Origin of the sequence: Spongiimicrobium sp. 3-5, from assembly GCF_046557915.1 — a bacterium.
GTDB lineage: Bacteria > Bacteroidota > Bacteroidia > Flavobacteriales > Flavobacteriaceae > JBHEBG01.
This window is the reverse complement of the sequence record NZ_JBHEBG010000001.1, coordinates 1,199,669-1,212,699: the sequence shown is the minus strand read 5'-3', so window position 1 is coordinate 1,212,699 and position 13,031 is coordinate 1,199,669. Positions and strand designations below refer to the sequence as shown.

9 protein-coding genes and 1 tRNA gene are annotated in these 13,031 nt (G+C 38.1%); all 10 read right to left on the bottom strand.

All coding sequences use genetic code 11. The annotated features are described in order from the left end of the window. Positions 1 to 51: 51 nt before the first annotated feature. The 10 genes from ACEQ81_RS05340 to dnaE all read right to left on the bottom strand — a co-directional run bounded on the left by ACEQ81_RS05340 (position 52) and on the right by dnaE (position 12,947). Complete coding sequence (locus ACEQ81_RS05340) at positions 52 to 1,065, bottom strand: zinc-binding alcohol dehydrogenase family protein (protein WP_411029813.1); 1,014 nt, start codon at positions 1,063 to 1,065, stop codon at positions 52 to 54. A 167-nt stretch (positions 1,066 to 1,232) separates the two neighbouring features. Next, a complete protein-coding gene (locus tag ACEQ81_RS05335; protein WP_411029812.1) occupies positions 1,233 to 2,084 on the bottom strand; it encodes a DUF5694 domain-containing protein in 852 nt (283 codons plus the stop codon). A 632-nt stretch (positions 2,085 to 2,716) separates the two neighbouring features. Further along, positions 2,717 to 3,850: a hypothetical protein gene (locus tag ACEQ81_RS05330; RefSeq protein ID WP_411029811.1), complete on the bottom strand. Its 1,134-nt coding sequence runs from the start codon at positions 3,848 to 3,850 to the stop codon at positions 2,717 to 2,719. An 828-nt stretch (positions 3,851 to 4,678) separates the two neighbouring features. Next, on the bottom strand, positions 4,679 to 5,341 hold the full coding sequence (locus tag ACEQ81_RS05325; RefSeq protein ID WP_411029810.1) for a CPBP family intramembrane glutamic endopeptidase: 663 nt from the start codon (positions 5,339 to 5,341) through the stop codon (positions 4,679 to 4,681). A gap of 125 nt (positions 5,342 to 5,466) precedes the next feature. Beyond that, the gene (locus ACEQ81_RS05320) at positions 5,467 to 6,303 is read right to left on the bottom strand and encodes a LytR/AlgR family response regulator transcription factor (protein ID WP_411029809.1); all 837 of its coding nucleotides are present in this window, start codon (positions 6,301 to 6,303) and stop codon (positions 5,467 to 5,469) included. Between the two features lie 305 nt (positions 6,304 to 6,608). Next, the gene (locus ACEQ81_RS05315; RefSeq protein WP_411029808.1) at positions 6,609 to 6,764 is read right to left on the bottom strand and encodes a hypothetical protein; all 156 of its coding nucleotides are present in this window, start codon (positions 6,762 to 6,764) and stop codon (positions 6,609 to 6,611) included. Between the two features lie 138 nt (positions 6,765 to 6,902). Next, positions 6,903 to 6,976, bottom strand: a tRNA-Asp gene (locus tag ACEQ81_RS05310). Between the two features lie 107 nt (positions 6,977 to 7,083). Beyond that, a complete protein-coding gene (locus tag ACEQ81_RS05305; protein ID WP_411029807.1) occupies positions 7,084 to 8,013 on the bottom strand; it encodes a DUF58 domain-containing protein in 930 nt (309 codons plus the stop codon). A gap of 78 nt (positions 8,014 to 8,091) precedes the next feature. After that, positions 8,092 to 8,409 (bottom strand): thioredoxin, encoded by a 318-nt coding sequence (gene trxA, locus ACEQ81_RS05300; RefSeq protein ID WP_411029806.1) that lies wholly within the window; start codon positions 8,407 to 8,409, stop codon positions 8,092 to 8,094. 152 nt (positions 8,410 to 8,561) lie between these two features. Next, complete coding sequence (gene dnaE / locus ACEQ81_RS05295; RefSeq protein WP_411029805.1) at positions 8,562 to 12,947, bottom strand: DNA polymerase III subunit alpha; 4,386 nt, start codon at positions 12,945 to 12,947, stop codon at positions 8,562 to 8,564. Positions 12,948 to 13,031 lie beyond the last annotated feature (84 nt).

The following is a 13,031-nucleotide window of genomic DNA, read 5'->3' as shown; positions in this document are numbered from 1 at the left end:
GACAGAGGGTTTTTGCTTTCCTTTTTTGAACTTTACCCAGTCTGTATAATTTTAAAAATTAACGGTAGCTTTAATAACTCCATTGGCCGGATCCAACCAAGTGTCGAAGTGGTTTATCATTTCCGAAAAATCCACATTATGCGTTATAAATGAGCTGGTAGGGAATTTTCCTATTTTTAATATGTCAATGACCAATTGGAAGTCTTCATTTGTGGCATTTCTGCTGCACATTAATGTAGTTTCCTTTGCATGGATCCCCGGATGGGAGAATAGCAAATCTCCCTTGGACAATCCTACTAGGACATACCTTCCACCGTGAGCCATATAATTTATCCCAGATTCGAGCGCTTTTCTATTTCCAGTGGCATCAAATACCACGTTTGCCATATCCCCATTGGTGAATGCTGCTATTTTTTCTTCGGTATGCTCTCCTACTAGAACAACATGGTCTACACCTATCTTTTCTTTTGCATAATCCAAACGACCCTGGTCTATGTCCATTGCAATAACCTTTGCCCCTTTTATTTGGGCTAACTTCATGATACCAATTCCAATGGGGCCACAACCCATAACAACAACGGTTTCCTTGGGGTTTAAATAAGACCTGCGGATGGCATGCGCCCCAATGGCAAGAGGTTCAACAATTGTCATTTCATCATCGCTGAGTTCTTTTGCCGGCAAAATCAAATCCAAAGGAACCGCAATTTCTTCCTGCATACCTCCATCGGAATGCACACCCATAACACTAATTTCTGTACAACAATTGGTTTGTCCGTTAACACATGCCACACAACTTCCACAACTTTTATAGGGCATAACAATTACATTGTCCCCTACTCTGATTCCTTTGTCATTTTCCTCTATTTCAATAACCTGAGTGGCCAATTCATGCCCCAAAATCCTTGGATAGGAAAAAAACGCCTGATTCCCGGCATAGGCATGCAGGTCGGTTCCACAAATTCCTACTTTCTTAACCTTCAAAAGGGCTTCCCCGGCTTTTCTTGTGGGCCTTTCCTTTTCTTTAAGAACAAAATTACCGGGTTCTTGGCAAACAATATATTTCATAAAAACTTAGTTGTTAAGGTTAGTCACTAGTAAATTTGCCCAAAATCTATATAAGATAATCAATAGGAGTAGTATTGATTTTAAATGCTCTTTTGAACTACTAAGATAAGAAGCTATTTGTATTTTTATGAAGGAGCGACCTATCTTTAGTAGTATTTAATTTGTTTTTATTTTAAATAGTCGAAAGTATTGACCATTTCATATGTTTCATCTCTGTTCATAAATTCTCGTAAGAAAGCTGTATGACTCCCTCCTGAGAGAATAAACACCCTATCCTTGTTATCTAATTTTAGTCTATTTAGATTTGAATAAATTCTTAAATTTCTTTGATAATACTTTGCAGCTTCATCTGCTCCTTCGAAACCATTTTCAGTACCTACGTAAGTTAAAATATCTGCATTTGCAGTTATAAGTAAATCCAGCACTTTAGGATGATTTATTCGTAGTAATTTTTCATTTAGTGATAAACCATTCTCAAACATATTCAAGTTCGGAATTGACCGGAACGGATTTGACTTAAAACTGTTGTGAGTTAATGAATCAATTGAATTTATAATTTCCGAACCAATTCCATAGTTATATTCCAATTTGTGGTCAATTCCATAAATTCGTTCAACAGCTGCTAATCTTCCGACTTCAAAGGCAAGAAGTTCAACTTCATTTGGCCCTTCAAAAACCGCTTTCGGGTTTTTTAAATAAGTAGCGTAGTTCCTTTGTAAAGTTTCATCGTAATCAGGGGCAGTTTCTACAACGATAACTGTTGGTCCAAAAGCGGAAAGTACTTTAGCTATTTGATGAATTGAATCTACATTTTTCTTATTATTTTCATCAAATTCGATAGAACGAGCATCGCTTGTATAACCCATATGAAAAGTTGCAAAATTCAATACTTTGATTGGAGAATCTTTAAGCTCAATAACTACAGGCTTATCATTCTTCTCTTTAGTCTTTTGAAGATTATTACAAGAGAAAAAGAGAGATAGAATCAGAATGTTCAATACCGTTTTTGAAATATTCATTTGATGTTTTAATTGGTTACAACTTGCTATTGTGGATGTAAAATACATCTTTATACTCCCAAAAAGGAATGAAATCGATGTATTTGATTATAGTTTGTTTGAACTTTTTCAAATTTAATTCTTCGAGACAAATGTTATACTTGTTTCGTACTAATTGAACCATACCGCATATCGCTGTCTCCTTAATTCTAAAGCCAGCCTTTCTTCCATTTTAAGAGCTTCTAATCTTGTTGACATAGGACCTATATGATTGTAAAGGCTGGGTCTTAAATACATACCGTACTTTTGAACCACACTTGACGAGAGCTTATGGCCTTTTTTATTTCTGTAATCAGACTTATGCTGTTTGAAGCGTTCTCCGTAAACACTCTTTTGGATAACTCTATAACGTAAACTTAATATTGTCTCTTAGGCATCGTTTATTTGAGCTTTTGACTTCAGCTGATAATTATTTTGGAAGCATGAAATACTTGGGATATTGTTTTGAACAATGTGCTGAAAAGGCGAAAAAACCATTCAACATCGCAAGTATCTTTGTGTAGGATGAGGAATTTACGCAACTAAATAACAATTTATAAAAACCAAAAAATCTTGTGGACTCAAATTAATCGATTTCGGGACTTTTAAATGATTCATGACTCCACTACTATTGGCATTTTATTTTGTCGCGCCCTTTTAAAATATTCTTGTTCTCGTTTATAAAGATCTTCAATTTTGAGGCGCTGTTCATCGTTGAGGCTTTTTCGAAAATCTATAAGATCTTGGTGTATTTCATTTGCCTGTTTCCAAGCTTCCTTCGCACCTTTTTCGGCCTTATGTGCTTGGTAGCCAAGCCAAGTGGCTTTACCAATAGTATAAATATCATCCACAAGTCCTGCAACAGCAAAAGCACGACTTCCAAGTTTTCCCAAACCTTTGGTGAAAACCTTGCCTATTTTCCATCGTAACCATGGTTTTGGTGACTTAACTAATTTTCGTAGACTTTTAATACCTTGTTTGAACGGGGTAGCCCTAGTTAAAAGGTCTGGGCGTTTGTAGAGATATTCCTTTTCTAGTCTTTGAGCTAAGCGTTTTGCAATTTTTGTCGCTGCTTCTGGGCTTTTACCTTTCTTGATTAGTCTATCAAGGACAATTCTTGCCTCCCCTTCTGCTAACTTACGCGCAATCAATTTACGGGTGGCTTTCTCAATCCCTCGTTCAATAGCTTTTTCTGTTGCAGCATTTTTTAATTCTTTTTCAAGCTGTCCAGGTAGACTATCCAAAAACTTCTCGGTATCTTCTTCTGTCCACCATTCTGGGAATCCTTCACCCGTTTCAAAATTCATTGGCTGATCTGGCTGATAAAGATGATTTTCTAAGAGCAAATCATCCGTCTCACCTTCATCGTTTTGAAGTTTTATTTCAAAAAAATGTCGTAAAACTATATTATAACCACCACCTTGTTCACTACCTCCATCCCAGTTATAGTAGAGTCGAACTTCATATTTGCCCGGTTCTAGGTGTCTATTAAATGTCTTTGAGCCACTGACCGCCCCAGAAGTATAGTACCATTCCCCGTAGTTATCTTGGGGTGTCCCATGGGGCACAATAGTTATCCAATTTTGATCATAAGCCGGGAGGTCTGAAAATTGAACAACCACAGGTTCTCCAGAAATATAAACACTCTTTTGTACTTCAATTTTTTGAGCAGTTACGGAATGGCAAAAGAGGACTAAGTTAGTCAGGATGAAAACACGGCAAAACATGTACTTGAGATGCTCTTTCATAATATACTCCCAATAAATGGATTGTTGTGTTATAAAGATATTTTAATAAACTTACTTATCCTATAATTTGAATACATTTTTGGAGTAGGTTTAGCACAGATAGTAGGTGCAAAAGAAAAATATTTGATCAGAAGCATGGTTTCCATATGACAAGCAGCAATTTAGTCGAAGATTGGTATGACCACTAACGCTCAAAGTAAGGGCGTTATCTTTTTCTGTAACCAGACTTATGCTGTTTAAAGTGTTCTCCGTAAACACTCTTTTGAATAAAACTTGATGTTGTCTCTTAGGCATCGTTTAGTTTTTATGACTATTATCGAAAGTTGCTATCTTATATTGAGTTCAATAAAACCAATAATCAACTTTTATTTTTGAGCGGAATAAACGCTCTCATCGGCTCATGCCGTACAACTGGCAACAAAGAGATTGCCTCAATTTTAAAAACAGCACTAAGTCCTTGAAAAATAGCATGAACGCTTGATAACAAAAAAGCCTTCAACAAATGTTGAAGGCTTTTCGCGATTTCGACGGGACTCGAACTTTTCCTGAAACGCCCTGTTTCCAAGGCCTGCTAAGGAGTCGATTTTTGGGTGCACCGGGATGCTAGCCTTTTAACAAAGTTTAATATTTCTATACTAAAAACTAGTTCGTAATCAATCGTTTATTTAATCTTTGTAAAGGTCTTGTGTATGAAAAATACGTCCTTTTTATGGACGTATTTTTAGCCGTTATTTTTTGTTCTTAAAGTAAGGGAGAACTCAAATATAGAGAAATGTAAATGTGTTTTATTGAGTAAATTCACTGGGTAAGTCTGATTACTTAGCATCGTTACACCAGACCAAAGTAAACACAAATTAAAGCAATGGTGTCAAAAAAACCGTGTACAGCAACAACAAACCACAAATCGTATTTACGCAGGTAGAATATCAGCGCTACGATGGCTCCGATTGCCCCTGTAACAAGCTGCCCTGTAATTCCTTGATAACTGTGCATAAAGCCAAAAAAGCAAGCAAGTAGTAGAATATTAAGCACAATACTGACTTTGCTTTCTCCAAAGAATTTTACAAATTGTCGCATGAAATAACCACGAAAGATAATTTCTTCTCCAAATCCCGCAGAAGCCCAAACTATTAATAAAGCAACTAAACAGGCTGGAAGATTTCCTTTCAATTGATCAAAACTTGAATAATCTATTGGAACTCCTGTGAGTTCTGTAATTCCAGGAACCAATGCAAAGACATAAAAAACAAAGAGCCCTAGTGCAACTAATGGGGCAAGTACGAAAATGTTTTTGAATGTGAATTTTTCACGTTGAAAACCAAGTGCTAAAAATGGTTTTCCTTTGTATTCTATGTAATTCGCTATAATGATTAATATAGAAATTATGACATTTTCTATGTAGCTAATACGGATTGGTCCAAACCATAAAAAGCAGATGATTGCAATGGTAATTAATGGGGTTAATGTTTGTCTTAAGGTTAGTTTGTTCATTTTTCGTTGATTTTAAATTCTAAGCGAAATAATGAACAAAATCTCTGAAAATCCCTTTAAACACTAATGTTTTTACTGAATGGTCGTGAATTTATATCTGAATAGTCGATCGTTTTTGGCATCTTTTATTGAAACCAATTCATAAATGCTTTTCGCTTGTAACGACTGATATTGATTTCAGCAATTGCATCGTTTTCAACAGAAGCTTTTAACCGAATACGCAACTTGCCATTTTCAATCTTTTCAATTTGGTCTACAGCATCTTTGTGAATGATAATTTTCCGATTGGCTCTAAAAAACAATTGATCGTTTATTTTTTCTTCGAGCTCATTCAATGTAAAATCGGTGTTAATTGTTGTGCCATCATTTTGAACAGCATATACAATTTTATTTTCGCTATAAAAGCATGCAATATCTTCATAAGTAAGTTTGGTTGTTTTTGCACCACTTTCAATCGTGATTTCAGCGCTTTTTATCGATGCTGAATACAATTTGTAAATATCGCGTGCATAAACCAATATGACACCAATAAAACTAAGTAATAAGGTAAGTAACAAACCTATTAGTATATAATAGAATATTGTTTGCGCTGCTACAATTATATTCAAAATAATATTTACAGGAATATACATGATGGTAATATATCCTAAAGTGGAAGCCAGAAACCGCGCAATAGTAGCGGTTTCTACTTTTTTAGAAAAATACTTCTTCTTGTAAAACTTAAAATTAAGATGCGCTATGATTCCAATGAAAGCGGATAAAATAATAGACGCCAGAAATCCTTCAATGGGAAATCTATACGATTCACTATCTGGAAAACTATCGCGTGATGCTAAATGATTGACCACTAAAGATAAAATTGTCAATACAACTACTATCTGAAACCAACGCCATGCAGAACTACTGATAAATGTATACCTTATCGTTTTTACTCTACCCTTGGTTGGTTGTGTGGTACTCATGAATTAGAAGTTCTTTTTTTGTCAGATTCCAAAGTAAAGAATAATTTCTCAATAGAATTTTTGCCAAGAATATTGGTCGTCATTCTTTAAACTCATTTTTAGTGTTTATACTATCTAATTAATGCAAGAAATCAATATAGTCCCAACTGTTCTTGATGTTTGAAAAACTAAGCCTAATAATCGTGTCTAATTCATTCCTTCTTAACCTCATATCCAAGGATTTCTTCTACTTGGTAACGGAGTCACCTACTTTAATGAACTTAAATAGTTACATCCACCCATAATCCAAACTTATCTCTCTTGTTTCAGATTGATTCACATCTGTGCTCATCTACGCGGCGACCTAGACTAAACTCGCTACGTTTACGATTAATGGTTACACAAGTATAAATCATGGCTTTTCCATCAGTATCAGACTTTAATTTTTTGGGGTAAAATAGGATGTTTATTTTGCCATACATCGGCGAGTGTTTTGAAATACGCACCGAATTCCTCACTTTTTATATGGTTTTAGAGGTGTTTTTTGGCATTAAATAAAATGAAAAAGCCTGCAAATCATTGATTTACAGGCTTTTTGTGAAATTTTGAACAATTTCTAGCGGTCTGGACGGGACTCGAACCCGCGACCCCCTGCGTGACAGGCAGGTATTCTAACCAACTGAACTACCAGACCGTTGCATTGTGCAATTTTCGCCTAAACTGCCATAAGCTACATAGGCGGGTGCAAATATACATCGGTAATTGAATTTCGCAAACAATTTTAAGCAAAATTATGGTTCCCTAGAGGAATTTTTGACGTTCTATCATGTAAGTGTTCAGTACTTTTGAAAAATTGGCATGAATATCTACATCAACATACTTTATCCTGTACTGCGCACATTTCAATTTTAGGGTATCCAAATAATCGCCAACTCCTCCCTCATAAGCCTCTTTTACAGTATCGGCGTACAAATCTACATGAGCACCCGTTTCCACATCTACAAAACGTTTGGGTGCATTATCGAAGTTAAAATGAAATTCCTTGTCCCTATCCAATAGATGAAAAAGTACCACCTCGTGCTTATTGTATTTTAAGTGTCGGAGCGCATCGAACAATTTGTCCTCATCCGTTGTGGTCTGAAACATATCGGTAAATAGGAAAATAAGGCTCCTGCGATGCACTTTTTCGGCTATCTGGTGCAGATAGGTATAGGTCTCTGTCTGAGGTGAAGGCTTGGTCTCCATACTTATTTCACTGAGCTTTGCCAAAAGCATCTGGTGATGTCGTTCACTGCTCTTTTCGGCCGAATAAAAATCATATGTGCCAGAATATACGCTTAACCCCACAGCATCTCGTTGTCGCTTTAGTATGTTCATCAAAGCCGCTATGGCCAAAACCCCAAAACCTATTTTGTTTAAGTTATCGATATTCAGTTTATCTACTTTGGGATAATACATGGAAGCGGAGTTGTCCAATATCATATGACACCTTAAATTTGTCTCCTCCTCATAGCGTTTTGTATAGAGCTTATCGGTTTTGGCAAACAATTTCCAATCGATATGCTTTGTACTTTCTCCGGTATTGTAAATCTTATGCTCGGCAAACTCTGCAGAAAACCCATGGAAGGGGCTTTTGTGTATACCGCTTATAAAACCTTCCACAACCTGGCCTGCCAGCAGTTCCAAATTTTGGAACAAGGATGCCTTATGTAACTCCGACTGCAAATTCATGGAAGCAATATAAAATAAAAAAAGGTTTGACCCCGAATATTCGATGTCAAACCTTTCTTAATTAATATTCTTTGCAGGTTATAGCAATGCGTCTATTGCATCTGTATAGACCTTTTTTGGAGAAACTCCAACTTGTCTATTCACAATTTCACCACCTTTAAATACCAATACGGTAGGAATGTTCCGTACACCATATTTAGCGGCAAATTCCTGATTTGCATCAACATCTACCTTGCCTACAACGGCCTTACCGTCATATTCATTACTAACCTCATCTATAATTGGACCCACCATTCTACAAGGGCCGCACCAAGCTGCCCAAAAATCAACGACTACGGGTTTATCACTTTTTAAGACTACCTCATCAAAAGTAGCATCTGTTATCTCTAATGCCATGTTATTTAGTTTTAATATTACGCAAATTTAGTCATTTATTTTGCCTTTTCCTTACCTCACATATATTCGTTTTACCTATGATAACATTGGCAAACCTTATGGATGTACAGGCCTTGGATGCCTTTTGCACAGGCAGTTGCGTCCGCCAAGCGTTAATTTAATTTATAATGTACCTCTTTTTCCTTTAAAGTCATTAAAAGTTCACTGGAAATCTGCACTTTTTGCTTTCTGGCGAGCATGTTTACTTTAATTTCTTCCTCCATTTCATACACCACAAAGTTAAGTGCGTGGTTCCCCTTGTGTGCCGTAAGCGTATCTTTAAGATCAAGAATACCTTGTTCTTCCAAACGATCTATATCGAGTTTTATGGTCAATTTTTTTGCATAAGTCTCCATTACATCCTGCAACAACATAAAACTGTTGAATTGTAACCGTGGATCTCCTTTCTTACCGGTGTCCCTATTTACCCATCCATCGCGTACAAATGCTTTGATATAGGCAAAGGAATTGATCATTAAAAAGTGCCTGTGTTTTAGGTATTCTTCCCCAAAGATCCTAAACTCGAACGAATCTGTATAATCTTCCATAGTAAAAGAGGCCCAACCTTTGCCATTTTTAGACACCCTATGCTGCACATCGGTAATAACGCCTGCAAACGACAGTTCTCTGTTTACGTAGTCTTCCAAGTTGGCAAAAGCAGAAACATTGGCATTACAAAAGGTATTGATTTCGGTCTTAAAGTCGTCCAAAGGATGACCTGAGATATAGATGCCTACCACTTCTTTCTCTCGTCGAAGTTTTTCCATAGTTCCCCATTCCTCACAGGGTGGTACTACAGGCTCAGCTATTTGTACTTCACTGGCATCCCCAAACAAACTTACCTGTGACGAGTTTTCGTTTTCTTGAAATTTGGCCCCATACTTAATTACCTTTTCCAAAAAGCTTATGCCATCTCCATCATCATGAAAATACTGTGCCCTATGGGTAACCCCGAAAGAATCGAAGCCACCTGCGACTGCCAGGTTTTCAAAAGATTTCTTATTGGCTGCCCTTAGGTCTACCCTTTTCGCCAAGTCGAAGACCGATTTATAAGACCCATCTTCTTTGCGCAGACCTACAATGGTTTCTACCGCGGAACGGCCAACGCCTTTAACAGCTCCCATACCAAAACGTATGGCATTATCCTTGTTTACGGCAAATTTATAGTAGGATTCGTTTACGTCTGGTCCTAGTACTTCTAGTCCCATGCGTTTACATTCCTCCATAAAAAAGGTCACCTGTTTAATATCGTTCATGTTATTGGAGAGCACGGCAGCCATGTATTCTGCAGGATAATGTGCCTTTAGGTATGCGGTCTGATAAGCGATATAGGCATAACAGGTAGAGTGACTTTTATTGAAGGCATAGGAAGCAAAAGCCTCCCAGTCTTTCCATATCTTTTCTAGGATATCCCTTGGGTGACCGTTCTTCTCTCCACCATCCAAAAACTGCGGTCTTAATTTCTGTAGCAGGGCAAAAATCTTTTTACCCATTGCTTTTCGTAATACGTCAGCCTCACCTTTGGTAAAACCCGCAAGTTTTTGGGAGAGTAGCATCACCTGTTCTTGGTATACTGTTATACCATAGGTTTCCTTAAGGTATTCTTCCATTTCGGGAAGGTCATAGGTAATTTCTGCTATCCCATTTTTTCTCGAAATAAAGGTGGGAATGTACTCCATTGGCCCTGGGCGATATAGGGCATTCATGGCGATTAAATCATCAAAGACTGTTGGTTTAAGGTCTTTCAGGTGTTTTTGCATCCCTACGGATTCGTACTGGAAAATACCTACTGTATCCCCTTTTTGAAACAACTCATAAGTAAGTTTGTCATCCAAAGGGAAATCATCTGGCACTAGTTCCACACCGTGCTTGGCCTTTACAATTTTTACGGTATCCTTTATTAATGTTAGGGTCTTTAATCCCAAAAAATCCATTTTTAGCAATCCGGCGTTCTCAACAACCGAGTTATCGAACTGCGTTACATAGAGATCCGAATCTTTGGCCGTTGCCACTGGCACAAAATTGGTGATGTCATCCGGGGTAATTATCACCCCACAGGCATGTATCCCTGTATTCCTAAGAGAACCTTCCAAAACCCTGGCCATTTTTAAGGTCTGGCCTTCCAGATCGTCACCCTCGGAGATATTTAGCAATTGGTGAACCTTCTCCAAATCGTCTGAACGGAATTTTTTCTTAAGCTCCGATTCTTCTAGCCCAAATATCTTCCCCAACTTGGACATGGTAGGAATTAGTTTGGCAATGCGGTCCGCGTCTCCCAAGGGCAGATCCAAGACCCTTGCCGTATCGCGAATGGAAGATTTGGCGGCCATAGTACCATAGGTGATAATCTGGGCAACTTGGTTTGCACCGTATTTATCTATCACATAATCCATGACCTTGCCTCTACCCTCATCATCAAAATCGATGTCGATATCGGGCATGGAAACCCGATCGGGGTTTAGGAACCGCTCAAACAGCAAATCGTATTTTAGAGGATCTATATTGGTGATTTTTAAGCAATAGGCAACTACTGACCCCGCAGCGGAACCCCTACCCGGACCAACGGAAACGTTCATGTTCCGCGCTTCTCGGATGAAGTCTTCAACAATAAGAAAATACCCAGGATACCCAGAGTTTTCAATGGTTTTTAGCTCAAAATCTATACGTTCCCTAATTTCTTCGGTAATAGTTCCATAACGATTTTTTGCGCCTTCATAGGTAATATGTCTTAGATAAGCGTTTTCTCCACGTTTACCCCCATCCACATCATCTTCATTCACTTTAAAATCTTCTGGGATTTCAAAATTTGGAAGTAACACGTCCCTCGCCAAATCATAGGGTTCTATTTTTTCTATGATCTCTTGTATATTAAGGATAGATTTCGGAATATCTCGGAACAGCGTCTTCATTTCCTCTGAGGACTTAAAGTAATATTCCTGATTGGGAAGGCCGTAACGATAACCCCTTCCCTTTCCTATTGGCGTAGCCTGTTTCTCTCCATCCTTAACGCACAATAGTACATCGTGGGCCTCGGCATCTTCTTTGGCACAATAGTATGTATTGTTGGTGGCAACAGTTTTTACTTCATGTTTTTTTGAAAAGGCAAGCAGCACCTGGTTTACACGGTCTTCATCCTCTTGGCCGTGCCGCATTATTTCTAGATATAGGTCTTCCCCAAATTGTTCCTTCCACCATAAGAGGGCATCTTCGGCTTGGTTCTCGCCCACATTCAACACTTTACCAGGCACCTCTCCGTAAAGGTTCCCAGTAAGTACAATGATATCTTCTTTATACTGTTGAATTACCTTCCTATCTATTCTTGGTACATAATAAAACCCGTCCGTATACGCTATGGAAGACATTTTGGCCAAATTGTGGTAGCCGTTTTTATTCTTTGCCAATAGTACAATCTGGTATCCGTGATCTTTTACATTTTTGTTGGTATGATCATCGCAAACAAAGAACTCACAACCTATTATGGGGATAATTTCTTCTTCCACAGTAGCTTCCCCTGCCTCGGTAGCTTCAGTATTTCTTTGTTTTACGCCTGCATTGTATGCCTTCACTTCCTTTACAAAATGAAAGGCTCCCATCATGTTTGCATGATCTGTCAATGCTACTGCTTTCATTTTCTCTTTAGCAGCAGATTGTACCAAATCCTTAATATTTATTGTAGACTGAAGTACGGAAAATTGAGAATGGTTATGTAGGTGTGCAAAAGTTGCATCGGCAAGACTTTCTATATTCTCCTTGATTTCTTCCCCAGAAATTTCAGCGGTATCTTGCTGCCATAACTTGTCCGCAATTTTTTTTGAAGCCTCTTTTAAATTAATGTGATTGAGTCCTATAAGCTCAATTTCCTGTGGATTGGCTTCGGAAAAATCCCGAAAGTACCCAGGCGGCACATCCAACTGTTCTTGGGAAAAGTTATTTCTGCGTACCAACTCCAAAAAACATCGGGTGGTAGCTTCAACATCTGCTGTGGCATTGTGTGCTTCGGCAAAGGGCTCGTTAAAAAGATATTGATGCAGTTCCGTGAGTGTGGGCAGTTTAAACTTTCCACCTCTTCCTCCCGGAATTTGACATAGTAAGGCAGTTTCCTCCGTACAGGTATCCAATACCGGAAGCTCTTGCAATTTATTTTCCACTTTCAGGCGGTAGAACTCCGCACCCATTATGTTTACATCGAAGCCCACATTTTGCCCAACTACAAATTTGGTTTTGGCAAGCGCTTCATCAAATTTTTGTAACACCTCGGCCAAAGGAACCCCTTTTTCTTCTGCCAAAGCCGTGGAGATACCATGTATTTTCTCAGCGTCGTAGGGAATATTAAACCCATCGGGACGGACAAGGTAGTCCTGATGATCAACCAAATTTCCCATCTCATCGTGCAATTGCCAAGCAATCTGGATGCAACGGGGCCAATTATCGGTGTCGGTAATAGGGGCATCCCAGCGTTTGGGCAAACCCGTGGTTTCGGTATCAAAAATCAGGAACATAAAGTAGCGTTTCGTTCAAAAAAAACAACGTATAAAAATATGTAATCGAGCTAAACGGAAAAAGAGTATTTATTAGGAGTTATC